The sequence below is a fragment of the Kitasatospora sp. LaBMicrA B282 genome (assembly GCF_050325825.1).
GTDB lineage: Bacteria > Actinomycetota > Actinomycetes > Streptomycetales > Streptomycetaceae > Kitasatospora.
In genome coordinates, this window is the sequence record NZ_JBNQTI010000006.1 from 1 (window position 1) to 23,732 (window position 23,732).

Consider the following 23,732-nt stretch of genomic DNA (forward strand, 5'->3'; position numbering starts at 1 on the left):
AGGGCGGCTGGAGCGTGGTGCTCCAGCCGCCCTTCCGTTGTGTCGGCAGGCGGTGGTCGGGTCCGGGTCTGGTGGTGGTTCTCATGGTCAGGCTTCCGGTCCGGCGAGGACGAAGTCGTCCTGAGTGCGAATCTGTTGCATCGTCTGCAACAGTCGCTGTTCGGCAATGTCGGCGTAGTGGGGCGAGAGTTCGACGCCGACGAACTGCCGGCCTTCGCACAGGGCGGCGACGCCGGTTGAGCCGCTGCCGGTGAAGGGGTCGAGGACGGTGCCGTTCTCCGGGCAGATCCGGACGAGCTGCTGCATGATCTCCAGCGGTTTCTGGGTGATGTGGAGGCGGTCCTTGCGGGGCTGGGAGGCGCTGAAGTGGCCGGGCAGGTAGAGGTCCCGGTTGTGGTCGAGGGTGCCCTTGGTCCCCCAGATGATGAACTCGGCGGACTGCTTGAAGCCGCCCTTGCGGGGCCGGCTGGCGGGCTTGATCCACGGGATGGTGCCCTGCCAGGTCCAGCCGGCCATCTGGAGTGCGTCGCTCGTGGTGGGCTCCTGACGCCAGTCGGAGAAGACCATGGCGACCGCGTGTTCGGTGGAGGCCCGGTAGGACTCGGTGAGCAGGTCGGTGAGCCAGGAGCGGTAGGCGCGCTGGTCGCGGTTCTCGCCGGGGAAGGTCTGCAGGTCGTGGGCTGATCCGCTGGTGACGTACTTGGCGCGGGCGTCGCGGCTGGTGCGCTCGGAGCTGGTACGCCCGCCGGAGTTGTACGGGGGGTCGGTGATGACGGCGTTGACGGACTCGTCGGGGAGGGTCTTGAGCACGGTGAGGGCGTCGCCTCGGTGGAGCTTGTACATCGGAGGCCTTTCTGCGGGCAGGGTTGGACCCGCTCCGGGCGGCGCCTGGCGGCGGCCGCCGGGAGCGGGGATGCCCGGGACGGTAGCGGCGATCGGCGGCCGTACCTAACGGCCGGCGTCGGGGTGATCGGCCTGGTCAGGGGCTCGTTTGGTGCGGCCGTCTTTCGCGTCTACTGTCCTGCCATGCCAACCGGGCAGCAGGCCAACTCGGCCGGGCCCGGTGCGTGTTGATCCGTGCTGCCCTGTCCAGGCGGGAGCGTGCGCGGATCACGTCCCCGTCCTTGCCTGCCTTGAGGAGTGCTGTGTTTCGGCTGAGATTACGAGCGCGGCCGGCTGCCGCGCGTGACCCGAGACCGGCGTCCGGGAGCTACCAACTCCCGTGACCCGGGCCCGCCCTGAGCGAGGGCGGTTTCACTACCAGCGCGGTGCCGGCGGCTTCTTCGCACGAGAGCCGGCAGCGCGCCTCCTACAGCCTCCGAGGAGCCGCTGCGATGCAGCACGCCCCGAACCACCCAACCACCCTTCCCTGTCCTGCTGTCGGTGCCGGCGATCGGTGCCGGCGATGAAGAAGACCGTTGCCGTCGTCGGCGTGCTGGCCGCGCCGCTGCTGCTGGCCGGGCCGATCCTCATGGCGACCGCGGGCACCGCCTCCGCCTCCTGCTCCACGGGCAGTCCACAGTCTGTGGACAGTTCGGCGGTCGCCTCCCAGGTGCAGACGATCCTGGCCGGGGGCAGCACCAGCTCAGTGTCCGTGCCGGGGCTGGACGACCCGGCACACCAGGTGCCCAACGCGAAGGCGATCGTGGCCACCGGCGTCGCCATGCACGTCTCGGCGCGGGGGCAGATCGTGGCCCTGTCGACCGCACTGCAGGAAAGCGGGCTGCAGAACCTGACCTCCGGCGACCGCGACAGCCTGGGGCTGTTCCAGCAGCGGCCCTCACAGGGCTGGGGAACAGCGGAGCAGATCCTGGATCCGGTTCATGCGAGCACCGAGTTCTACTCGGCGCTGCTGCAGGTGCCGGGCTGGGAGTCGATGACCGTGACTGAGGCTGCCCAGGCGGTGCAGCGTTCGGGCTACCCGGACGCCTACGCCCCGTGGGAGCCCCTGGCCACCGCGCTGCAGCAGGCCATCACGCCGCTGCTCGCACCGTCCAACGGATCCTCTCCGAGTCCAGCTCCGTCCAGCTCGCCCACCACGGGCAGCCCAGCACCGAGTACCGGCGGCGCCTGCTCGACCACTGGCGGTGGCACCGACGTGCTCGGGACCCTCCCGGCGGGCACCCTGCCGGCCGGCTACACGATCCCGGCCGATGCTCCGCCGCAGGTGCAGACCGCGATTCGCTGGGCGCTCGGCCAGCTCGGCACCCCGTACCAGTGGGGCGGGACCTGCACCGATCCGCACGGCCCGGACCCGATGGGCCGATGCGACTGCTCGGCACTGATGCAGGCCTCCTACCGAGCGGCCGGCGTCACCCTGGGCCGGACGACCTACGAGCAGGTCACCGACGGCCAGCCCGTCTCACCCGACGCGCTCAAATCGGGCGACCTGCTGTTCATCGAGGGCACGGCTCAGGCCCCGGACCACGTCGGGATGTTCATCGGGTCCGGCCTCGTGGTGCAGGCCCCGCACACCGGTGACGTGGTCAAGATCTCGGCTCTCGCCGACTGGAAGCCGCAGATTCTCGCGGCCCGCCGAGTCGTCTGACCGGCGCGTTCTCCCCTCCCCCTCCCCCTTTTTCCTTCCCCGTCGGGCCGCCTTCGCGTGCCCATATTCGAACTGGAGCTCGGCATGCTTCTCGCCGACAAGGCCGTTCAGCTGGCCTATGACCCCGGAATCACCCCGAACGAGGGCGGCCTGCCCGGCCTCGCGGTCCTGAAGGAGGTGATGGGCAGCATCAACCTGTTCGCAATCATCGCGATCGTCGGTGCCATGGCCGTCAGCGCCGGAGTGTGGGCCTGGGGTCACCACTCGGGCGGTCACCAGGCCGAGGCCAACGGCAAGAAGGGCGTCCTCGTCTCCGCCGGGGCCGCGCTGTTGATCGGCGCAGCCAACGGGATCGTGGCGTTCTTCTCCGGGCTGGGCGGTCAGGTCCACTGATGCAGAAACGTTCCGCCTTCTCCGCGGGCGGGTCCGGCGGCGCATCGCGTGTGCGCCGCCGGGCGCTGCTCGGCACCGCCGTCCTCCTGGTGCTGGTCGCCGTGGCCGGCCTCGTGGCCCACCTCACCCGCAGCAACCGGGCCTCCGCCAAGGCCCCGCTGGCCCAGACCAGCCCAGCCGCCCTCCCGGCCTCCTCGTCCGCTTCGCCCAGCTCCCCCGGCGCGGCGCCGTCCGGTGCTCGCGCCTCGCTGCCCGTCCCGCCGTCGACCAGCGATCCGATCGCGTTCGGCAAGGCCGCGGCGGTGGCGCTGTGGTCCTACGACACCCGCGCGTACTCGCAGCCGCAGCTGCTGGCCGCCCTCCACGGCTGGCTGACCGGGGAGATGAAGTACGCCGACCCCGGGTCGGTGGACGCGCTCGTCCCCTCGCCAGTGCTGTGGGGGCGGATGGCGGACAACGGGCAGTACGCCGCCGCCGGCGTGGACGAGGTGCACTTCCCGGCCTCCTTCACCCAGGCCATGCAGGCCGATCCCGGTGCGATCACCACCGCGTACGTGTACGCGGTCACCGTCACCGGCCGGCAGTCGATCGGCTGGAACGGCACGCCGGCCGGTGGTGCGGAGACCCGCACCGCGACCCTGGCCGTCCAGTGCCGTCCCTCCCAGCCCTGCGCTCTGGTCGGCGTCCTGCCCGCCGTCGCGCCCTGACCCCCAACTTCGAGAGGAGGAACCCGTTATGGGAGTCTGCGACCTCCCGCTGATGAGCACCGTCTGCGGCGCCGTCGACTTCGCGAGCAATCCGGCCGGGGCCATCACCGACGGCATCGGTGCCTGGATCGCCAAGAGCATGGGCGAACTGGCCGCAAGCGCCGCCGACCTGGCGGCGCAGGCCGTCGATGCCACCACCACCATCGACCTGAGCGCGCCCTGGTTCCGCAACAACTACGAGCTACTGCTGCCCATCGGCCTGGCCCTGACCGTCGGCTTCTTCTGCCTGCAGCTCATCTTCGCCGCCTACCGCAGGGACGATCGCGCCCTGGCCCAAGCCGCGGTGGGCACCATGACCGGCGTCCTGTTCTCCTTCTGCGCCGTCTCCTTCACCGCGGTCGCGGTCACCGTGGTCGACGCCCTGAGCGACGGACTGTTCAAGGCCGCCGGCACCTCCGTCAGCGACGCCGTGCGACGGATCGTCAAGGTCTCCGAACTCGGCGCGATGTTCCAACTCGGCTGGGTCATCCCGACGGTGGTCGCCATCGGCTGCGCGATCGGGGCGTTCATGTACTGGGGTGTGATGGTCGCCCGCAAGGTCGGCGTGCTCATCCTGGTAACCCTGGCCGTGTTCGCCGGAGCCGGCGGCGGCTGGGAAGTCACGCGGCGCTGGCGCCGGGGCTGGATCGAGGCCACCGCCACCCTCGTGGTCAGCAAACTGTTGATGACGATCGTGTTCCTCGTCGGGGTCTCGGCAATGGGCCAGTCCGACGCCAAGGACGGCCTGGGCGCCCTGTCGGACGCGATGGCGGGCATCGTCGTGATGGTCCTGGTCCTGCTCTGCCCCTACGCGACCTACAAGTTCGTGCACTGGGCAACCGACGGCGGCGGCCACGACGACCTGCACCGCACCGGCGTCGCCGGTGTCGCGGTCGCGGCTGCGGCTGCGAAGACCGCGGGCAGCCTGGCCATGCGCGCCGGCGGTGGCGGTGCTCCCGCACCGCAGGGACCCGGCCAGGTCCCCGGCATGGGCTCGGACGGCGTGGCCTCCGGCATCGACCCCAGTGGCGGCCGGATCAGCAAGGAAGGCATCGACGCCGGGCCGACCCAGCAGCCGACGAACTTCCGCTTCGGTGAGGACACCGGTGCCGGCGGCGACCGCGGACGCGCCCTGGTCACCCGACCCGGCATCCCGAACCTGATCACCCGCGCCTCCTCCGGCAACGGAGGTGGGCAGGAAGGCTCCGCCAGCCAGGCGGCCCCGGCTGTGCCCGCCACCCAGGGCATCACAGCGACTCAGCCCGGCGCTCCCGCCGGAGGTGGTGCTTCACCGGCCCCGAGCGCACCGGCGCCGACTCCGCCCGCGTCTGCGGTCGGCGGCCCGCCGCCGGCAGGAGCACCAACACCGGAACCGGTCCGGTTCACCTACCCGAACCGCCCCGCTGAGCCCGGTGCCTGACCACCATCCCATTCCTGGGGCGGGCGGCAGCCCGCCGCCCGCCCGCTCACCCACCCTGGATCACCGATGTCCTCCAGCCCCACCCCCGACGCCGCACCTGCAGCGGTCAAGTTCCCCCACCGCAGCCGCCGAGGCATCCTGCTGGGCCTGAGCGCCTCGCAGCTGATCGCCGTCACCGCAACCGGCCTGCTGCTGCTCGCCGTCCTCACCACCCGCGGCGTCACCGGCGCAGTCGAGCTCCTGCCCCTGTGGGCCGCGGTCGCCGCCTTCGTGTTCGTCCGCTACCGCGGGCGCACCCCCGCGGACTGGACCCCGGTCGCCACCCGGTTCGCGCTGCGGCGGCTGCGCGGCCAGCTGATCTGGCTCGCCCGCCCCGCCTCCAGGCCGGTGCGCGATGGCCTGCTCAACCTGCCCGGCACGGCAGCGAGCCTGCGTGTGGTCACCGCCCCCGACCGCCGATACGGCGCCGTCCACGACCCGCACGCCGGCACCCTGACCGCGATCGTCAAGGTTTCCTCCCGCGCGTATGCGCTGCTCGACCCCGGCACGCAGAACGCCAACGTGAACGCCTGGGGCCGGGCGCTGGCCGCCCTCGCCCGCACCGGGCAGGTCGCCCGGATCCAGGTGATCGAGCGCACCGTGCCCGACTCCGGTGACGCGCTTCGCCGCTACTGGGAGGAGCACGGCCGGCCCGATGCCCGGCTGGCCGGGGCCCTGTACGGGGAGCTGATCCAGAACGCGGGTCCGGCCGCCGCCCCGCACGAGTCCTACGTCGCCGTGGCCCTGGACTTCAAGGCCGCGAGGCGGCTGATCAACCAGGCCGGAGGCGGCCTCACAGGCGGGTTTGCCGTACTCGCCCAGCTGACGTCCTCGTTCGAGCAGTCCGCGCGCACCGCGGGCCTGAGCCCGGCCGGCTGGCTGTCCGCCACCGAGATCGCGGCCGTAGCCCGCACCGCATACGACCCCAAGTCCCGCGCGGCACTGGACCGCTGGTCGCCCGACGGACGCCCGGCCGCCGACCCTGCCGCCGCCGGTCCGGTGGTCGTGGTGGAGAAGGCCGACCACATCAGCACCGACTCCGCCCACCACACCACCTACTGGGTGGAGAACTGGCCCCGCACCGAGGTCAACCCCGGCTTCCTGCACCAGGTGCTCTTCGCCTCCGGAGTCCGGCGCACCATCTCCCTCTCCTACGAGCCCAAGGACCTGAACTCCGCGATGCGCGACGTGCAGCGCAAGAAGGCCTCGGTGATCGCGGATTCCGCGGAGCGTGCCCGCAAGGGCCAGGTGTCCTCCGAGGCCGACTCGGTGGAGTACCAGGACATCCAGACCCGCGAGCGCCAGCTCATCGCCGGCCACGCCGACGTCGCCCTGACCGGTCTGCTGACCGTCAGCGCCGACACCGAGGACGAGCTGCGCTCCGCCTGCGCGGTGGTGGAGACCGCCGCGGTCGGCGCCCAGCTGGACCTGCGCCAACTGACTTGGCAGCAGCCCACCGCCTTCACCGCCTGCGCGCTGCCGTTCGCCCTCGCCGCCTGATGCCGGCCCACCCTCCCCCACCCGAAAGAGCACCCCGATGCCGGCCACCACCCCCGCCGCGCAGGACGACCTGCGTCATGCGACCGCCGCGATCGACTTCCACCGCGCGCTCAACGTCCACACCGGCCCGCTCGTCGCCTCCCGCCCCGAGCTGGACGCCCTGCACGAGCACCTCCTCGTGCTCCACCGGCTGCTGGACGCCCACACCCAGCGCACCAGCCCGCTGCTACCGGTCGAGGGCGACCACCTCAAGGCCGCCCGCACCCGCCTGTGGCAGGCCGCCGATCACCTCCACGCCGCCTACCACTGCGCTCCCCGCCCCGGCAGCGGCGAGGTCCCCGAGCCCGACGCGTGCCGCGCGCGCCTGCCCGAAGGCGCACCGGAGTTGACCATCTGCCGGCGCCACCAGGAGAGCGCCCAACTGGTGCGCCGCCGCACCACCCCCACCGACCTGCACACCCCGTTCACCGGCCTCATGCGCCACTGAACCCGACCACTTCGGAATCGTGATCATGCCCAGGAACCGCGCCACCACCTCATTCCTGTTCGTCCCGCGCAAGAGCACCCGCGCCCAACAGCGCACCGCCCGCGCCAAGTTCGCCCAGGCCCGCACTCAGGCTCGCCGTGTGGCAGCCCCGATCGAGCAGCGCGAGCATGAGGGCGCCGACCCCGAGCTGCAGCCCACCTACCCGCTCTCCGGTCGGCCGGGCCCCGCCTCCGCCCGCGGCGGCAAGCTGCGTCTGCCAGCGCACCGCATGACCACCGCGGTCGCGGGCGGCGCCTACCCCTTCCTCGCGGAGGCCGGGCTCGGCGCGGAGGGGATGTTCATAGGCCGTGACCTGCACGCCGAGGCCGCGTTCTGCTTCGACCCGTTCTCGCTCTACAACTCCGGGCGGATCGAGGGGTTCACCAACCCCAACGGGATCCTGTGCGGGGTCATCGGCATGGGCAAATCGGCGCTGGCGAAGTCGATCGCCCTCCGGTCCATCGCCCACGGGTACAGGATTTACGTGCCGTCCGACCCGAAGGGTGAATGGTCCGGCCTCGCCCAGGAGCTGGGCGGCCAGACCATCGCCCTGGGCCCGGGGCTGCCGGGCAGGTTGAACCCGCTGGATGCGCCGCCGCGCCCGGTGGGGGTGAGCGAGGAGGACTGGACCAGCGAGGTCCGCAAGCGCCGCCTGTTGCTGCTGGCGAGCCTTGCGGCCACCGTCCTCAAGCGCGACCTGCTGCCGATGGAGCACACCGGCCTCGACATCGCCCTGGACCTGGCCGTCGCCGACGCCCAGGGCGCCGGCGCGGTGCCGCTGCTCGGCGACATCGCACACATCCTCGGCCGACCCGAACGCCTCGATGCCGCCCTCGGCGGACAGGCCGGCAGCCTCGGCCACGCCGCCGACGACCTCGCCCACGCCCTGCGCCGCCTGGTCCACGGCGACCTGTCCGGCATGTTCGACGCCCCCTCCACGGTCACCTTCGACCCGAGCGCGCCGATGCTCTCCATCGACCTGTCCCGCCTCGGCAGCAGCGGCGACGACACCGCGCTCGTCCTCGCCATGACCTGCGCGAGCGCCTGGATGGAGGCCGCCCTCGCCGACCCGAACGGCGGCCGCCGGTGGGTGATCTACGACGAGGCGTGGCGGATCATGCGCCACGTCGGCCTGTTGGAGCGCATGCAGCAGCAGTGGAAGCTCTCCCGCGGACTCGGCATCGCCAACCTGCTGATCCTGCACCGTCTCTCCGACCTGCTGTCCGCGGGCGATGCCGGATCGCGCGGACGGGTCCTCGCCGAGGGCCTGCTCGCCGACTGCTCGACGCGAATCATCTACCGCCAGGAGCCCGACCAGATCCCCGCCGCCATGGCCCTGCTCGGCCTCACCGGAGTCGAAGCCCAGGCGATCGCCGCTCTCACTCGCGGCCGGGGCCTGTGGAAGGTCGCCGGCCTGTCCTTCATCGTCCAGCACCTCCTCCACCCCCGCGAGAAGCCGCTGTACGACACCGACTTCCGCCTCGCCGCCTGAACAGAGAGCACCAACTCCCGTGACCTACCTCGACCACACCCACCTCACCGGCGTCGACTACGCCGCCTTCGAGCAGCTGCTCGCCGCCCAGCACGACTCACGCCCCTACCCCGACTCGGACTGGCAGCTCGTCCTCAGCGAGACCGAGCAAACCGCACGACATTGGGCCTCCACCTTGGCGATCTTCCGACCGGGCGCCTTCAACACCGCACCGCAGGACCACGAGGTCTACGTGCAGGTGTACTTCGACGAGCGCGGCCGGGCCCTGCCAGATCGACCCGACCAGCCCATACCCGACTCACCGCTCGGCACCGAGCTGACCGAGCACCTGCCCGGCTGGTCCATCCAGCCCTGACGCACCAGGCCAGGCCGGGACCTCGCCGACCTGCGGGACCAGACGTGGGGCTGGGGCACGCCGCCGTGGAACATCGCCACCGCCCCGCACACCGCCCTCGCCCTGACCGGCCCGACCGGTGAACGCCTCCTCGCCATCCGGCTCAGCGAGCACTCCCCGCTGCTGGTCGGCTTCGCCCGGCCCGATGCTGTCCACTGGTCCTCCCTGGATGCCGCGGAGGTACCCACTCCGCTGTCGTTGCCCGCCGGCACCGCGCCGGCCACGGTGGCCTGCGAGATCACCACCGCTCTGGGTCCGCGCTACCAGCAATCCCCCTGGCAGGCGCGAACGAGCGCCGTCGCCCACTCCTTCGAGGTCATCCAGGACTTCAGCACCACCTGGATCCCCGCACCCGACTCGCCCTGGCGCAACCATCCCGAGGCCGTCGTCTTCGACTCCGAGGCCGACCGCAACCGCGCCGCCTGGCACCGCATCGAGACCCTCATCGACCAGGGCCCACACCTCGTGGCCGGCATCCGGGCCGCAACCGTGGCCGCGGACCACCACGACCCGGCCATCGCGCCCGCCCTGCGACAACTGTCCGGCACCGAAAACGCGCTCACCCGCCTCCAGGATGTCCGCAGCTGGTGGCAGAACGTGCAGGCCACCACCAGCGGCCCCGACGCCGGACCAGGTCTGGCAACACGCCGAGGACCTGCGCAACCAGCATGCATGGACGAGCGCCTTCGAGCTCGCCAACGGGCCACTCGTGGCCCTCGCCGCCCACCTCACACCGAGGATCGGCCAGCCGCTCCCCACCCGGGAGCAGCAGGTCAGGGCGGCCACCACGCGCACCGGACGGCTCCAGAGCCACAGCGGGCCTGCCCCCGAAACACCAGTCCCGCCGCGTCACTACTGGGGACTGTAGCCAGGTGCTGGCCGCGCGGCCATCCCCGCGCAGCTCCTTCAGATCGGGGATTTGGTTGTAGATGGTGCCGGGGCCCACGCCGAGCAGGCGGGCGATCGAGGTCATCGACTGGCTCGGGGTTGGGCAGCAGGCTGCGGGCGGCCTGGATGATCTCGAGGGTGGCGACGACGGGCCGGCTGCCGACGGCGAAGACGTGGAAGATGAACCTGGCCGTCTCCAAAGCCGCCTGCACGGATGACTGAAGTTCCCTGTACGCGCTGATTGGTGAGCCGCCGGCTCAATCGAGTGGATCTCCCGGGAGGAAGCGGGGCAGGAGGGGGGTCGGGATGCCAGTCTTGGCGGCGATCTCGTGGTAGTCGGCACCCCGGTTCCTCAGCATCCGCGCATGCTCAACGTTTTCATCGGCGCGGGGTAGAGCCTGGACGATTTCAAGCAATTTCCTAACCTGATTTTGTGGGTCGCCAATGGTGCGTGCCAGCCGTACGTCCACGGCTGGGTCCTGCTTGACTACCTCGTCGGCTGCGGCCGGATCCGGCTTCGCCTGCGCACGCGCAATGTGGTTGAATGCTAATTTCCGGTAGCCCGGCCTCTTGATGGCGCGGGCCACACGCTCGGCCTCCGCGCGGTCCACCGCGCCCAGCGCGCCTGCGATAAAAGAAGAAATTATGTCCCCTCTGTCGCCCCTGTTGATGCTGCGTGCCATGTGGTTGGCCCCGAGGAGGATCTCCTTGGACGCCGAGGGATCTCGCTCGGCCGCCGTCTTGCCCACCGCCAGCAGCGCCCAACTGCGCCCCTCCAGATCGCTGATGGCATGGGCTAGACGCTCCGCCCTGCGAGTGTCCATTTTGCCCATGGTACCGGCAACGGCTTGAAGCGCCTTGTCCCGGAGGGATTGGTGGTCGATCAGGTACGCCAGGCGTTCGGCTTCGGCAGCGTCTCGCTTGGCCACGACCTCAACGATTTTCAGCAGCGCGAGAGCCTCGCCGCCGGCGATACGCTCGGCTTCGGCTATGTTGCGCTCGGCCATCGAGGCGGCAACCTTCTGCAACGCGTGGCTCCGGCCCTCTGGCCGAAAAATGGTGCCTACCAACTGTTCTGCACTGGCGGGGTCTTGCCAGGTTACGAATTGGAAGATCTTTTGAAGCGCATTGCCCCGGTGGAAGGGGTGGTTGACGGTGCGCGCCAGGCGCAGAGCTTCGGCAGAGTCTCGCTCGGCCATGGCTTCAGCGACACCTCCCAGCGCCTGAGCCTGATCATCCGGATCGTCAATCGAGTGGGCCAAGCGCAAGGCTTCGGCGTAGTCCTGCTCGGCCACCGCGGCAGCAACCAGTGACAATGGCATGTTCCGGCTTAAGGGATATGGAGTTTCGATGGAACGGGCCAGGCGTTCTGCCCTGACAGGATTCAGCCTGGCCAAAGGAGCTACGGTCCACAACATGCCATGGGCCTGGTCGTCGGGGTCTTCGATGGTACGGGCCACTTGTATGACCTCGTCGCACAACTGCTCGGCGGTGTCGGGATTCCACTCGGCCATAGCAGATGCGATCATCCGCAACGATCGGGAACGGTCCTTCGGTTCGTTGATGCCGCGTGCCACAACTGCGGCCTCGGCGAGGATTTCCTCGGCAGTAGTTGGGACGAGCTTGGTCGATGTCTCCACTGCGCCCATTGCCGCCTTGGTCTCGGCATTCGGGTCACTGACGGGCCGTGTCGGATGATCGGTTTCGGCGCTGGTGTTGCGGGCGAAGATGAATTCTTCGGCAGTATCTACGCTCAGCACACTCGGCTCGGGCCTAACCTGACCGTCCGGTAGATCCAAGCGCAGGAAGCGTGCGGCTACCTCCTTGTGGATGTCCGCCAGAGTCAGCCCTGTGCCTGCGCCAGGGATGCCGCCACGCACGACCCGAGCAAAGATCTTGGTGAAGTAGGTCAAGCCAGCTGGGCCGTCCTCATAGATCGCGCTTTGCGATGCGCGCGAGGCGGTCAGCGTGTAGGCGCCCTCTACTTTCGCGGCTATTTTGACCTGGTCGGCTACTCCTGCCCCCTGGGTGTTCCTAGTCCCCAGACCTGAGAAACAGCAGTCAAGGATCATAACCTTCACCCGGGCCTTGCACCAGTTGAGCTCAGTTCGCACGTCGTTCAAGCGTAGGGAGGTACTGTGGCGCATCTTCGGCTCGGCGTGGGTGTCGACCAATGCCATGCCCAGATGCTCGCCAGCCATTAGCTGCCCGTGCCCGACATAGTAGAACAGCAGCACATCCGTACTGTCGTGGATAATCGAGGCAATCTCCTGCATGACGCCGTCGCGCGTGGTTCTGTCCAGGAGCACCGTGATGCGGGATTCCGGCCAGCCACACAGCGGCCCGGTCAGCAGGTCCGTCATGGCAGCAAGGCTGTTTCGCGCGGCGGGCATCTCAGTGAGCCCGTGGGTGTAGTGGGCGGTGCCGATCAGAATCGCCCGAGACTGGGCGAAGTCGATGCCGCTCATGGCTTGATCTCGGCCGCCTTGCTGGCCGCTTCCATCAGCCGCGCCAACGCCTCTGGATCAGGTCCGCGGAGCTCCACCTCCACCTCGCCGATCTTGACCTTCGCCTGGGTTGTTTTCGACTCTATCCAGGCGGTCAGGGCGTTGAGCGTGACGGTAACCGCACCGCCGGTGCCGCAGAGCACGCTGAGGAAGTCCCATGCTCCGCCCTGTTCACCGGGGCGCGACGGGCTCGGCACCGGTGTTGCGACGACCTGGGGCACGTCCTCCAGCCAGGCGTGCAGCGAGCTGATGTCGCCGCCGTCTGTGAGGTAGACCTTGATCTCAACGCTCATGCAGGCACCCCATTGTGTTCTGGATCTACGGACCCTGAAAATATCTGCCGCCAGGAGAGTACGAGTACTTGCCGTGTGTGGTCGACTCGTGGAGCCACGCGTGGTGTTCGGGGGTGCCCCAACAGCACTGCCGGCTACTGCCCTTCCCCTCCCCTGTGATGACGACGCCCGGCTCAGCGCTCCACCCACTCGTACCCGTCGTCCTCGCCGAACAGGTCATCGGCGTCCTCGCCGACCTCGTCCAGGTCCAGTGCGTCGGCTTCGCTCGCGTCCATGGGCACCATGATGCCCGCGCGGACGAGCGCCTTGGAGATCGCCGACGGGCCACTCGTGGCCCTCGCCACCCACCTCACACCGAGGATCGGCCAGCCGCTCCCCGCCCGGGACCAGCAGGTCAGGGCGGCCACCACGCGCACCGGACAGCTCCAGGGCCACAGTGGACCGGCCCCCGCAACACCGGTCCCGTCACGTCCCGAAGGACGCCGTCCGAGCCGGTGACCGGCCGCTGTACCACCCTCTCGCGGCCGGTCCAAGCCCGAGATCCCCGACATCCTCAACCCCGCCCCCGTTCACCAGGCCCCTGGGGCCCGTCCTTCGCAGGAGACTGCCGTGCAGCCCGTCACCGTCCAGCTCGCCGAGACGCGCGAGAGCGTCACCGCCGTCGTCTACGGTCCGGGAACGATGCCCAGGCAGCTCGGCAGCCTCTACTCCGCGCTCCACCTGGCCGGCTTCGAGAGCGTCGTCACGCCTGACGGGCTCTACCACCGGCTGCCCGCCGAGATGGACCGCATCGAGCACCGAGCCGCGGTGACGCACGCCGTCGACCGCTTGCAGGCCGAGGGCTACCACTGCGTGGGCCACGAACGCCTGACCGCCCCCGCCCACCCCAAGTCCCCGTCACGATCACTGACCGGCCTCCCCGAGGCGATCAAGCACGCGCGGCACACCGACGAGGTAGCCGCCTCACTGAGCCTGCTGACCACTCCCGGACACGGCGTCCTTGACCAGGCGATCGACGCTCTCACCGATTCGGCCACCTGGCGGGAACAACTGGGCTCCACCGCCTCCGATCCGCACTACGCCGCCCGGCTGCGCTACATCACCGACAGGCTCGACGGGAGATCCGTGCACCGCGCGGCGACCTCGCCGAACGCAACGCCAGCCACCCCGCGTTCGCCGCTACTCAGCGCAACGCGACAAGCGCCTCGACGGACCGCGCGGCCGTAGCCCGCGCGACATCCCCCACCACCGGCACGCCAGCCGGCCAACCGATCGACACGGCCCCGCCACCCGCACCGGCCGTCGCCCGCGGCCCCCGCCGCTAACAACAGGAAGGCCACCACCGTGAAGCACCCGGTCAGACCGCTCCGCTCACCCCCGACGCCAACCACTCGTTCCCCACGAAGCGGAGCCCCACCATGCCTGCCACCCAGCTGCCCGAGGTCGCCATCGGGCGCCACCCCGAGCACGGCATCGTCGCCACCCTCCCCACCCGGTCACCTGCCGCCCAATGGATGCTGGAGAGGCTGGAGTTCCAGCCCTTGCCCGGCCGCCCGGACCTGTACGCGCTCACCGATCAGCACCGCGAACCCGCCGAGCGCACCGCCTGGGCCATCAGGCTCCTGAACGGCGCCGGCTACCGCGTCGACACCGACCCGGCCCTGGCCCACGAGCCGCCCACCGAACAGGCAGCGGCGCGTTCCCGGCCCGAGGCGGCCAAAGAGCAGCGCCCCCAAGCGCCTGATCCCGCCCCGGATGTCGCCTTCGCCGAGCACCCGCGTCTGGGCATCGTCGCCGCCACCGCCGACACGATCAACGCCGTCGAGCGCGGCGGCGAGCTCCTTGAGGCCCACGGCTGGCAGTTCAACCACCCGCTCGACGTGTACACCCTGCCCTCCACGGTCGGCCGAGGCGAGTCACTGGAGCGTCTGACGTCCGCGACTGCGGCCATGCACCTTGCGGGCGACCTACGTGTGGCCGTGCAGCCGCATCTGGCCGCGGACGTCGCCGCCCATCGCAGCCAGGCCCACCAATCGGCGTTCACCACGCGCAAGTTCCGCGTCGACGAGGCGGCCCTCGCGCACCGGCCCGGGCCCGCCGCGTCGCCCGGCGTGGTGCCTGCCGGCCCGCCGCCGGCGGCCATCGACCCGCGCATCGCCTTCGCCCGCTCCCGCTGACCACCCCACCCCGAAGGAACAATCGACATGGCCGTGAAGACGATCTGGCAGATCACCCACTCCTGCGGACACGAGACCGATCGCAACCTCGGCGACCGGCCGGCCGACCGCCGCGCCGGCTTCGCCGAGTGGCTGGCCAAGCAGGAGTGCACCGACTGCTGGCGCCAGGGGAAGGACGAGGACGAGGCCGGCAAGGAGGCGTGGCTGGAGGCCAAGCGCGCCGCCGAGCAGGCCGAGTCGCAGGCCTGGTCCGAGCAGTACCGGATGCCGCCCTTGGAAGGCACCGAGCGTGGCATCGCCTGGGGCATCCGCAGCCGCCACCAGGTGTTGGCCGCGGCCTACAGCGCGCTCGTCCTGGACGGCGGCATGCCGGAGTCCGCCTGGGAACAGGTCGAGGGCCAGGCCCGCACGGTGACCCGGGCCGGGTGGTGGATCGACCAGCGGACCTGCGAGCCCGGTGACCTGCCCGAGCTGCTGGCGGCGGCCACGGACGTCGACCGGCCCACCGAGAACCCGTTCGTGTGAGCGGAAGAGCGTCGCCCGCTGCCGGGCCGGGCTGCCGGCTCCGGGTCCGGGTCCGGTGGCGGGCTTCTATCAGCGATCGGCGGCCGGGCCAAACCCCGGATCCCGCGGATCCTCTTCCTCGTCGCCCGGCCTATCGGGCCGACGACCCGATCGACCCAGAAAGGGGTTGCCGTGATCGTCCACCTGCAGCGCGCCGCCACCACGGCCGCCCTGGTGCCCACGTTCGACCGGCTCGGTGAGTCGGGCCACGCGTTTCGGCCTCGGCTGATCGCTGCCGAATGCCGATCCGACAACGCCCGGGTGGCCGTCCCGGGCGACCCGGGGCAGGTGCTCGGCAGTGGGCTTCTTGAGGTCCCGGTCGTGCGGCTCGGTCCGCTGGCGCCCGAGCGGCCGCTGTGGATGTGCTCGGTGCGCTCCGATCCCCGCCGCCCGGACCTGAGCGACGCCCAGTGGGCCGATGTCGCACGCCGTCTGGTGGCCACCGCCGGCCTCGCGCCCGACGGCGATCCGGGCGGCTGCCGCTGGGCGGCGATCCGCAACCAGGACCGCACAGTGCACATCATCGCCACCACCGTCCGCGAGGACGGCCACCTGCACCGCTCCTACCGCGACGCGTTCCGTCTCCAGTCCGAGTGCCACCGCATCGCCACCGAACTCGGCCACGCTTCCCAACCCCTCACCCCCGCCCGGCCGGAGGTCACCATGCCCAGGCTCATCACCATCGCCGTCGAACCCAGCGGGGCCATCTCCGTGCGGGGCGCTGATGACGACCTCACCGCCGGCCTGCTCCGGCACGCCGGATTCCAGCAACTCGAAGGCTGGCTCGGGCGCCGCCACCGCCTGCCGACCAGCACCCCGCCCGAGGAACGCGCCGCCATCGCCGCCCACGCGGCCCAGATGCTGCGTGCCGCCCGGTACACCGTTGCTCTCGACCCGAAGCTCGGCGGCGGGCCGGTGACCACGCCCACCGATCCGGGCGGGCTGAAGGCCGCCGGCCACCCGGTCCTCCAGCTGACCGACCGCATCCGCGGCGCCACCACCGCAGCCCAGGCGGCCGAGGCGCTCGACCAGCTCCTCGACCCCGACGACGGCGTCCTGCCCCGCCTGCGCGAAGCACTGGAGGCGGCAGCCGAGCGCGTCACCGACCTGGACCCCGACGAGTACGACCTGTCCGAGCGATTCTCTATCGCGGCCGACTGGATCAACAACGCCGAAGCGGAACTCGTCGACGCCATCGGCGACCTGCGCTCCCTCGGCGCGCCGCCCGACCTGCGCGAACTCGCACGGCAGAACCAGGCCGCGGCTCACGACGCGACCCCGTTCACCCGCGCGGCACTCGCTGCCTCCCCTGCTGCCGTGGCCCTCGGCCTGCGCGCCGGCACCGCTCCTGTCACAAGGCCGCCGGCACCAGCCGCCATCGGCCGCCCCGTTGGCCACAGCCGCTGACACCCTCCCTCCCCGTCCCACACTCAGGAGCCTCGATGCCCTACTCGTCCATCGGAGAAGCGGTCGGCGCCGCCATGCAGCACAAAGTCCGCCTCGCCCACAGCGGTCAGGCCCCGGTCGACCCGCCGCTCCAGATCCGCTACATCCCGCCGCCGTCCGCCGACCCCCGTTCGCTGCCGGGCATGGTCGCGCGACTGGAGGAGGACGCGCACCCGCACGACGTGGCGGCGATCATCGAGGAGACGACCAGCGCGCTGATCGGCCCGCTGACCCAGCTGACCGAGCTGGTCGCGGCAGCAGCGGACTGGGCCCGCGCCCGCCTCGACTTCACGGACCCGCACGCGAACCCCGCCTTCGTGGTCTGGACACAACTGGCCACGGCCCACCACATGTTGGGCCTCGCCAACCAGGACCTCGACACAGCCCTCAGTGGCATCGCCGAGTGCCCCATCGAGGTCACCGATGCCCGGCATCACGACAAGGTCCAGGTCCTGCGCACGCGTGAACTGCTGCACGACGTCATGGGATCCGGGCGGACGGACCCACACGAGGCACGCCACCGGGCCGCTCTCGCCACCTCCCCCACCACCCCCGGCCTCGGATCAGCCGGCCAGGACACCGCCGCCCCGCCCGGCAAGGCACCCACGCCTCAACCGCGGCGCGCCCGGTAGCGGCACCACCGAACGGAGTGAACAGCACCGTGAACTTCTACGACGACGTCGAGATCGTCCGCTTGGCCGACGGCCTCGTCCAGGCCACCGTCGCCCCCCATGACGGAGAGCAGGTCGATGAGGTCCTGCGCCTGTGCGGCTTCACCCTCGCGCCAGAACCAGGAAGCAGCTCCTTCTATCTCCTCTCCCCGGACCTTCCCACCCCGCAGCAGCAGCTCGCCGCTGGCATGGCGGCCACCCTGTTGGATCGCCTCGGCTACTTCGTGGCTCTCGCCCCAGAACTGCGCTCAGGCCGAATCGAGCCAGGCGAGCGGCGGGCTGCCGCAGCCCGCGCCACCTCCCCAACGACTGTCGCTAGCCCGAACGCCCCCGTGCAGCAGCCTCCGCTACCGGCACCAGAACGCCCGGTCGGGCGTAGCCGCTGACCCCGCCTCACCCCCTCAAAGGAGAACCTCCATGGGCAACTTCGCCGACGACTACGGCACCGACGTCGAGATCTACCGCGGTGGCGACGGCCGGATCTGGGCCGACTGCCGCACCGACGCCCCCGCCCACATCGGCCACACCCTGCGCCAGTTCGGTTTCACCGCCCTGCCCGAACCCGGCAATCCCGCCTCCTACAGCCTCCCGCCGGACCGGCCCCGCGTCGACCAGCTGACCGCCGCGTCCGGCGCAGCCGGCTGGCTGGACGATGCCGGCTACCGGGTCGCCATCGAGCCGGACCTGGTCGTCGGCATCGACAGCATCGTCCTGCCGGACGAGGAGCGGCTCGGCGCCGCCCGCCAGACATCCCCTTCGGCCGGGGCCGTCACCGGCCAGCCGCCCGCCGCAGCCGTGCCGGCCGTCACCCGTACGACCGGCCGCATGCGCTGAGACGTTAAGCCACCCCGCCTCGAAGGAGACCAGCCCCGTGATCCGGTCGAGAGCCGAGCGCGCCCCGCCCACTGGCCGCTCGCACCTCCTTGGAACCTCTCTTGCCCTCTCAGCGCACCAGCGCGCCGTCCACCAACACGGGCACGGACGCACTCCTCTACCTCCTGTTCGGCATCCTCGGCGCCGCTCTCGGCTTCGGCGCTATCGCCTGGCTGACCGGCAACACCACCAACGCCCTCGTCGGCTCCGGCCCCTGGGCCCCCTTCCGCGTCACCGACACGCTGCTGCACCCCGACCAGGTGTGGCCGCACCTCAGCCCGACCGCCGTCCTGGTCGGCGCCCGCATCGTCCCCGGCGCCCTCACCCTCGCCCTGACCATCACCGCGCTCGTCCTGTGGCTGCGCCACCGCGCCGGGACGAAGAGCGGCCTTGCCCGCAAGGCGGACCTCGCCCCGCTCCTGGACAAGGAGATCACGCAGAAGGCGAAGAGCCTGCGCCCGAGCCTGAACGGCCGGGAGTGTAAAAGAGGTCGCACCCGCTGACCGCGGCATCCTCGTCGGCACCCTCTCCCCCGGCAGGGCCGAGGTCCGGGCCAGCTGGGAGGACGTGATGGTCGCCATCATGGCGCCCCGCTCCGGCAAGACGAGCGGCATCGCGATCCCCGCGATCCTCGCCGCCCCCGGACCCGTCCTGCTCACGTCGAACAAGGCCGCCAACGACGCCTACACCGCGTGCGTCGATGCCCGCGCGCAGGTCGGCACGGTCTGGACCCTGGATCCGCAGCAGATCGCGCACCACCCGCGCGAGATGTGGTGGGACATCCTCGCCGACGCCCGTGACCTCGCCGGCGCCAAGCGCCTGGCCGGGCACTTCGTCACCGCCTCCGTGGACGAGTCCAGCGGCTCCGACTTCTGGTCCACCGCCGCCGCCAACACCCTCGGCGCACTGTTCCTGGCCGCCGCCAGCCACCGCCGCCCGATCACCGACGTGCTGGCCTGGCTCGCCTCCCCGGCCGACCGCACCCCCGTCGACCTGCTCACCGACGCCGGCCACCACGCGGTCGCCGCCCAGCTCCAGGGCACCGTCACCGGCGCCACCGAGACCCGCGACGGCATCTACGAGACCGCGCGCCAGTACGCGAGCTGCCTGCTGGACCCCGAGATCGCCGCCTGGGTCACCCCCACCCCCGGCCTGCCGCAGTTCCAGCCCTTCGCCTTCGCCTCCTCCCGCGACACGCTGTTCCTGCTCTCCAAGGACGGCGGCGGCAGCGCGTCGGCGATCATCGCGGCGGCTGCGGACGCGGTGATGCGCGCGGCCGTCATCGTCGCCGAGCGCAACGGGGGCCGACTCGACCCGCCCGCCCTGTGCGTCCTGGACGAGGCCGCCAACGTCTGCAAGATCAGCGACTTGCCGGACTTGTACTCCCACCTGGGCAGCCGGGGCGTTATCCCGATCACCATCCTGCAGTCCTACCGACAGGGCCAGCGCTGCTGGGGCGAAGCCGGCATGGACGCCCTCTGGTCCGCCGCGACCGTCAAGGTCATCGGCAGCGGCATCGACGACGCGGACTTCGCCGACCGGCTCTCCCGACAGATCGGCGAGCACGAGGTGCAGACCGTCTCCGTCTCCAACTCCGACAGCGGCAAGTCGACTTCGGTGTCGATGCGTACCGAGCGGATCCTGCCGCCCGACGAGATCCGATCGCTGCCCAAGGGCAAGGTCCTGCTGTTCGCGACCGGCATGCGGGTGGCGATGCTCGACCTCAAGCCCTGGTACAAGGAGCTCTCCGCCAAGGAGATCGGCCCGGCCTCCGCCCGCGCCACCCAGGCCATCACCGAGCGCGCCCTTGCGAAGACCGCGCCCGGCCGCGATCAGTTCGGCCTCACTGCCTGACCCCCTCTCCCTCGGTGCCGATCCGCACACCGCGCCGGTCGGCACCGCCCCACCTCACACCCCACGGACACCTTCATGAGTACAACTTCCCTTCCTTCCCTGCGAGTTCTGTCACTTGGCGCTGGGGTTCAGAGCACATCCCTGTTGCTGCTGGCCGCTGAGGGCCACCTGCCGCCTCTGGATGCGGCGATCTTCGCCGACACCGGCTGGGAGCCGCGCGCGGTCTACGAGCACCTGGACCGCATCGAGCGGGAGATCGCCGCCCCCGCCGGGATCCCGATCCTGCGCGTGTCCTCCGGCAACATCCGCTCCGACGCCCTCGACCCGAGCAAGCGCTTCGCTTCGATGCCGCTGCACATCCTCAACCCCCCAAGGCAGTGACGGGATGTCACGTAGGCAGTGCACAGGCCAGTACAAGATCCGGCCGATCAAGGAGAAGGTCCGCGCGCTTCTCGGGTACCCGCACCCGCAGCGGGTGCCGGCCGCGGTGTTCGTCGAGCAGTGGATCGGCATCAGCACCGACGAGGTGCACCGTGCCAAGGACGCCGACGTCGCCTACATGAAGAACCGCTTCCCGCTGATCGAGCACGGCTTCTCCCGCTCGGACTGCCTGCGGCTGCTGCGCTCGCGCGGCCTTGAATCCACCCCGAAGTCGGCCTGCCTGGGGTGCCCGTACCACGGCAACGCCCAGTGGCGTCAGCTGCGCGACGGCTCGCCCGAGGAGTGGCGTGACGTCGTCGCCTTCGACGCGGCGATCCGTTCGGGCAACGCCAGGGCGACCGCGGAAGGTACTCCGCTGCTGGGACAGGCCTACCTGCACCGCTCGCGTCGCCCGCTCGACCAGGCTCCGATCGACCGGGTCACGGCCCACGAGTGGTCAGGGCGCCAGGGTGACATTCTCGACGCCATCGCGGATGCCGAGCTGGAGAGCGGCGATGCGGACGGCTGCTCGCCCTGGGCCTGCCGCTCCGGCACCCCGGTGACCGCTGGCTTCGACCTTGCCGCCTGAACCTCCCCTTCAGAAAACGGGACTCACCATGCACAACAACTCTTCGCCCCGCTCGCGGCGTTCGCGGGTGCTGGCTGGAGCACCGGTCGTCCGGCGAGGCGGCCAGTGGTGGCTGATCGTCGGCGAGGGGTCCGTCCTTGCCACCGACCCCTCGTTCACCGGGGAGCTGGACCGCTTCGCCGCGGCGAAGGCCGCGGCCGACCGGGCCGTCGAGCAGCTTCGCTCCCGGCAGGCCAAGCGCCCCCGGCGGGGGCGGTGATGGATCCGCTGCTCACGGGTGAGCAGGCCGTTCTCGGGGCGATCTTGATCGATCCCCGCCAGCTCTCCCGGTTGGACTGGCTGGAGCCGCGCGACTTCTACCGGCCTGCTCACCGGGCGCTGTTCAGCGCGCTGCGCAAGCTCCGTGACGACGGTGAGCCTGTGCTCGATGCCGAGGGCGAGGTGCCGCTGGAGTGGCTGACCGCCACGGCCGCCGAGGCCGGCAGGCACGTGCGCGGGATCACCCCCTCCTACCCGCACACCCTCATCGCCGCCTGCCCCCGTCCCGCCAACGCGCCGGTTTACGGGCGGATGGTCCTCGAAGCCTCTATCCACCGCACCGTCGCCGAGCACGCGGCCCGCCTCCTGGCCATCGCCCGGGAGGACACCGGGCAGCGTGAGATCGACGGCACCCTCGCCCAAGCCGACGTCCTGGCCGCCGTTCTGGACGACCTCTCCCGGCGTTGGGGAACCCAACCCCGTACCCAGGCCCCGACGCCCGGCACGTCTCAACCCCCTGCCCCGGCCGTCGCGCCGGTGCCGGCGGCCCAACTGGAAGACGAGCAGTTCCTGCTGGCACTGCTCGTCAACCGGGGCGGAGCGATCGAGGAGGTCTTCGACTGGCTGCGTCCCCAGGACTTCGCCGATCCCGGTCACGGCCAGCTCTACCGCTGCGTGGGTGCACTCCACCACCGCGGTGAGGCGATCGACCCGGTCACCGTCCTGTGGGAGGTGCAACGGCGCGGCCTGCTGGCCGACGGCACGCTCACCCAGCAACAGCCCACTCCCCTCCTCGGCGATGGGGCAGCTGGCTCGGCCGAGTGGCTCGGCGAGCAGCTGCTGCGCTCCTCCCTCACCCGCGCAGCGGCCGGCGCCGCGCTGCAGATCGCCGCCCATGCCGACGACCAGCGCCTTACTCCGGGGCAGTTGATCGGCCACGCGCTCCACACCCTGGGCCCACTCGACGACGTCCGAGCCCGCTGGAGCAAGGACCTCTCGCCTGCCGCTCAGCAGCCGCTGGCGGACCAGGCGGCTCGCGTCAGCGCCGCACTGGCACGAAGCCCGCAAGGAAAACCCGGCAACCGCAGGCTCCCCGTAGCGCGCACCGACCCCATGAGGCCACGTGCAGCCGACCCGTCGGCCTCACCGCGGCAGCCCGGCCCACCCCGTTCCCGGGCCCCGCCGCAGCACCGCCTGCCCTCCCACACGACCTGCCGCTCGCCACCCGCCCTTACCGATGGAGTCTCCATGCGCACCACGCCCACCGACTGGACCCGGCTCTCTGCGCCGACGTTCTGCGCGACCTGCACCACAACCTCGACAAGCTGCTCAGCGCCCGGCCCGAGGCCGCAGTAGTGATCGACCCGTCGACCATCCTTGATGCCATCTGGCATCTCGGAGCCCACCGACCGTGTGGTCGCGGCGGTGGAACCGTCGGCGGTCATGCGGGCGCTGCGTCCCGCGGGCGCGGCGCCGTGCGTGGCCGCCGACGCGGCGCGCCTGCCGTTCGCGGACCGGTCCTTCGACGCCGCGATGGCCTTCAGTACCGTCCACCACTGGCAGGACCCGATCGCCGGGCTGCGCGAGATGCGACGGGTGGCCCGGCGGGTGGTGGTGTTCACGCACAACGGCAGTGACGTCGGCTGGCGCCACCGGTTCTGGCTGAGCCGCGACTACCTCCCCGAGGTCTCCTGCCTGGTCGCCGGCCGGCCCTCGGTGGACCAACTGGCCGACGCGATCGGGGCCAGGCTGGAGCCGGTACTCATCCCCTGGGACTGCGCCGACGGCTTCTTCGAGGCCCACTGGCGCCGCCCCGAGGCGTACCTGGAGGAACACGTGCGCCGCGCGATGTCGGTCTGGACCAGGGTCGGGCCGGAGGCGGCGCGGCGGGTGGTGCACAACCTCCGCGCGGACCTCGCCTCCGGCCGCTGGGCCGAGCGCAACCAGGAACTCGTCGCCCTCGACGCGGCGGAGCTGGGCCTGCGCCTGCTGGTGGCGGGCTGACCCGGCGCCGGCGCCGATCGGGGCCGAGGCTTGGTGAACCTGTCGGGCACCGTGTGGCATGATTGCGTTACGGAGTGTCATCCTCCGTCGACCGAACGGCTGACTGGCAAGGGGAAGCCAGACGTGGGTG

At 71.1% G+C, this 23,732-nt stretch carries 22 protein-coding genes and 2 pseudogenes; 21 read left to right on the forward strand and 3 right to left on the reverse strand.

All coding sequences use genetic code 11. The features are described from left to right. Window positions 1-87: 87 nt before the first annotated feature. Window positions 88-843 carry a DNA-methyltransferase gene (locus ACQRUO_RS02960; RefSeq protein ID WP_428314088.1) on the reverse strand — a complete coding sequence of 252 codons (756 nt, stop codon included), beginning with the start codon at window positions 841-843 and terminating at the stop codon, window positions 88-90. A 562-nt stretch (window positions 844-1,405) separates the two neighbouring features. Here ACQRUO_RS02960 and ACQRUO_RS02965 point away from each other — a divergent pair. The 8 genes from ACQRUO_RS02965 to ACQRUO_RS03000 all read left to right on the forward strand — a co-directional run bounded on the left by ACQRUO_RS02965 (window position 1,406) and on the right by ACQRUO_RS03000 (window position 9,019). Then, entirely contained in the window at window positions 1,406-2,548 is a 1,143-nt protein-coding gene (locus ACQRUO_RS02965; protein ID WP_428314089.1) for a C40 family peptidase, read from the forward strand. A gap of 84 nt (window positions 2,549-2,632) precedes the next feature. After that, window positions 2,633-2,941, forward strand: coding sequence for a DUF6112 family protein (locus ACQRUO_RS02970; protein WP_428314090.1), 309 nt, complete (start codon window positions 2,633-2,635; stop codon window positions 2,939-2,941). Then, on the forward strand, window positions 2,941-3,648 hold the full coding sequence (locus ACQRUO_RS02975) for a hypothetical protein (protein ID WP_428314091.1): 708 nt from the start codon (window positions 2,941-2,943) through the stop codon (window positions 3,646-3,648). Before ACQRUO_RS02970 ends, ACQRUO_RS02975 begins: the two co-directional genes overlap by 1 nt. A 28-nt stretch (window positions 3,649-3,676) precedes the next feature. Beyond that, a complete protein-coding gene (locus ACQRUO_RS02980) occupies window positions 3,677-5,107 on the forward strand; it encodes an SCO6881 family protein (RefSeq protein ID WP_428314092.1) in 1,431 nt (476 codons plus the stop codon). Between the two features lie 66 nt (window positions 5,108-5,173). After that, the gene (locus ACQRUO_RS02985; protein ID WP_428314093.1) at window positions 5,174-6,646 is read left to right on the forward strand and encodes an SCO6880 family protein; all 1,473 of its coding nucleotides are present in this window, start codon (window positions 5,174-5,176) and stop codon (window positions 6,644-6,646) included. Between the two features lie 37 nt (window positions 6,647-6,683). Then, a complete protein-coding gene (locus ACQRUO_RS02990; RefSeq protein WP_428314094.1) occupies window positions 6,684-7,133 on the forward strand; it encodes a DUF6238 family protein in 450 nt (149 codons plus the stop codon). A 25-nt stretch (window positions 7,134-7,158) separates the two neighbouring features. Further along, window positions 7,159-8,664, forward strand: coding sequence for an ATP-binding protein (locus ACQRUO_RS02995; RefSeq protein ID WP_428314095.1), 1,506 nt, complete (start codon window positions 7,159-7,161; stop codon window positions 8,662-8,664). Between the two features lie 19 nt (window positions 8,665-8,683). Then, on the forward strand, window positions 8,684-9,019 hold the full coding sequence (locus ACQRUO_RS03000) for a hypothetical protein (RefSeq protein WP_428314096.1): 336 nt from the start codon (window positions 8,684-8,686) through the stop codon (window positions 9,017-9,019). Between the two features lie 1,184 nt (window positions 9,020-10,203). Here the strand turns inward: ACQRUO_RS03000 and ACQRUO_RS03005 are convergent. After that, window positions 10,204-12,414, reverse strand: coding sequence for a caspase, EACC1-associated type (locus tag ACQRUO_RS03005; RefSeq protein WP_428314097.1), 2,211 nt, complete (start codon window positions 12,412-12,414; stop codon window positions 10,204-10,206). Continuing rightward, a complete protein-coding gene (locus ACQRUO_RS03010) occupies window positions 12,411-12,746 on the reverse strand; it encodes an effector-associated constant component EACC1 (RefSeq protein WP_428314098.1) in 336 nt (111 codons plus the stop codon). Before ACQRUO_RS03010 ends, ACQRUO_RS03005 begins: the two co-directional genes overlap by 4 nt. Window positions 12,747-13,355: 609 nt before the next feature. Here ACQRUO_RS03010 and ACQRUO_RS03015 point away from each other — a divergent pair. The 13 genes and pseudogenes from ACQRUO_RS03015 to ACQRUO_RS03075 form a co-directional block, all read left to right on the forward strand. Continuing rightward, window positions 13,356-13,973, forward strand: coding sequence for a hypothetical protein (locus tag ACQRUO_RS03015; RefSeq protein ID WP_428314099.1), 618 nt, complete (start codon window positions 13,356-13,358; stop codon window positions 13,971-13,973). Window positions 13,974-14,164: 191 nt separating this feature from the next. Then, complete coding sequence (locus tag ACQRUO_RS03020; protein ID WP_428314100.1) at window positions 14,165-14,923, forward strand: hypothetical protein; 759 nt, start codon at window positions 14,165-14,167, stop codon at window positions 14,921-14,923. Between the two features lie 27 nt (window positions 14,924-14,950). After that, complete coding sequence (locus ACQRUO_RS03025) at window positions 14,951-15,448, forward strand: hypothetical protein (protein WP_428314101.1); 498 nt, start codon at window positions 14,951-14,953, stop codon at window positions 15,446-15,448. A 171-nt stretch (window positions 15,449-15,619) separates the two neighbouring features. Next, a complete protein-coding gene (locus tag ACQRUO_RS03030; RefSeq protein ID WP_428314102.1) occupies window positions 15,620-16,894 on the forward strand; it encodes a hypothetical protein in 1,275 nt (424 codons plus the stop codon). 35 nt (window positions 16,895-16,929) lie between these two features. Further along, complete coding sequence (locus tag ACQRUO_RS03035) at window positions 16,930-17,565, forward strand: hypothetical protein (RefSeq protein ID WP_428314103.1); 636 nt, start codon at window positions 16,930-16,932, stop codon at window positions 17,563-17,565. 29 nt (window positions 17,566-17,594) lie between these two features. Beyond that, a complete protein-coding gene (locus ACQRUO_RS03040; protein WP_428314104.1) occupies window positions 17,595-17,990 on the forward strand; it encodes a hypothetical protein in 396 nt (131 codons plus the stop codon). 31 nt (window positions 17,991-18,021) lie between these two features. Continuing rightward, window positions 18,022-18,438 carry a hypothetical protein gene (locus ACQRUO_RS03045; RefSeq protein WP_428314105.1) on the forward strand — a complete coding sequence of 139 codons (417 nt, stop codon included), beginning with the start codon at window positions 18,022-18,024 and terminating at the stop codon, window positions 18,436-18,438. 101 nt (window positions 18,439-18,539) lie between these two features. Further along, window positions 18,540-20,331, forward strand: a pseudogene (locus ACQRUO_RS03050) (type IV secretory system conjugative DNA transfer family protein). A gap of 144 nt (window positions 20,332-20,475) precedes the next feature. Further along, window positions 20,476-20,712, forward strand: a complete 237-nt coding sequence (locus tag ACQRUO_RS03055; protein ID WP_428314106.1) for a hypothetical protein — start codon at window positions 20,476-20,478, stop codon at window positions 20,710-20,712. Window positions 20,713-20,716: 4 nt separating this feature from the next. Continuing rightward, the gene (locus tag ACQRUO_RS03060) at window positions 20,717-21,340 is read left to right on the forward strand and encodes a hypothetical protein (protein WP_428314107.1); all 624 of its coding nucleotides are present in this window, start codon (window positions 20,717-20,719) and stop codon (window positions 21,338-21,340) included. A 67-nt stretch (window positions 21,341-21,407) separates the two neighbouring features. Further along, on the forward strand, window positions 21,408-21,599 hold the full coding sequence (locus tag ACQRUO_RS03065; RefSeq protein WP_428314108.1) for a hypothetical protein: 192 nt from the start codon (window positions 21,408-21,410) through the stop codon (window positions 21,597-21,599). Next, window positions 21,599-22,954: a DnaB-like helicase N-terminal domain-containing protein gene (locus ACQRUO_RS03070; protein WP_428314109.1), complete on the forward strand. Its 1,356-nt coding sequence runs from the start codon at window positions 21,599-21,601 to the stop codon at window positions 22,952-22,954. Before ACQRUO_RS03065 ends, ACQRUO_RS03070 begins: the two co-directional genes overlap by 1 nt. Window positions 22,955-22,984: 30 nt before the next feature. Continuing rightward, window positions 22,985-23,602, forward strand: a pseudogene (locus tag ACQRUO_RS03075) (methyltransferase domain-containing protein); the annotation flags it as partial. Window positions 23,603-23,732: the final 130 nt, after the last annotated feature.

Excerpts from the sequence above, each read along its gene's own strand:
- ACQRUO_RS03060 (WP_428314107.1), top strand. The coding sequence starts at position 20,717 with ATGTCACGTAGGCAGTGCACAGGCCAGTACAAGATCCGGCCGATCAAG.
- ACQRUO_RS03070 (WP_428314109.1), top strand. The coding sequence starts at position 21,599 with ATGGATCCGCTGCTCACGGGTGAGCAGGCCGTTCTCGGGGCGATCTTG.
- ACQRUO_RS03035 (WP_428314103.1), top strand. The coding sequence starts at position 16,930 with ATGCCCTACTCGTCCATCGGAGAAGCGGTCGGCGCCGCCATGCAGCAC.
- ACQRUO_RS03025 (WP_428314101.1), top strand. The coding sequence starts at position 14,951 with ATGGCCGTGAAGACGATCTGGCAGATCACCCACTCCTGCGGACACGAG.
- ACQRUO_RS03045 (WP_428314105.1), top strand. The coding sequence starts at position 18,022 with ATGGGCAACTTCGCCGACGACTACGGCACCGACGTCGAGATCTACCGC.
- ACQRUO_RS03005 (WP_428314097.1), bottom strand. The coding sequence starts at position 12,414 with ATGAGCGGCATCGACTTCGCCCAGTCTCGGGCGATTCTGATCGGCACC.
- ACQRUO_RS02980 (WP_428314092.1), top strand. The coding sequence starts at position 3,677 with ATGGGAGTCTGCGACCTCCCGCTGATGAGCACCGTCTGCGGCGCCGTC.
- ACQRUO_RS03020 (WP_428314100.1), top strand. The coding sequence starts at position 14,165 with ATGCCTGCCACCCAGCTGCCCGAGGTCGCCATCGGGCGCCACCCCGAG.
- ACQRUO_RS02985 (WP_428314093.1), top strand. The coding sequence starts at position 5,174 with ATGTCCTCCAGCCCCACCCCCGACGCCGCACCTGCAGCGGTCAAGTTC.
- ACQRUO_RS02990 (WP_428314094.1), top strand. The coding sequence starts at position 6,684 with ATGCCGGCCACCACCCCCGCCGCGCAGGACGACCTGCGTCATGCGACC.
- ACQRUO_RS02975 (WP_428314091.1), top strand. The coding sequence starts at position 2,941 with ATGCAGAAACGTTCCGCCTTCTCCGCGGGCGGGTCCGGCGGCGCATCG.
- ACQRUO_RS02960 (WP_428314088.1), bottom strand. The coding sequence starts at position 843 with ATGTACAAGCTCCACCGAGGCGACGCCCTCACCGTGCTCAAGACCCTC.
- ACQRUO_RS02970 (WP_428314090.1), top strand. The coding sequence starts at position 2,633 with ATGCTTCTCGCCGACAAGGCCGTTCAGCTGGCCTATGACCCCGGAATC.
- ACQRUO_RS03010 (WP_428314098.1), bottom strand. The coding sequence starts at position 12,746 with ATGAGCGTTGAGATCAAGGTCTACCTCACAGACGGCGGCGACATCAGC.
- ACQRUO_RS02995 (WP_428314095.1), top strand. The coding sequence starts at position 7,159 with ATGCCCAGGAACCGCGCCACCACCTCATTCCTGTTCGTCCCGCGCAAG.
- ACQRUO_RS02965 (WP_428314089.1), top strand. The coding sequence starts at position 1,406 with ATGAAGAAGACCGTTGCCGTCGTCGGCGTGCTGGCCGCGCCGCTGCTG.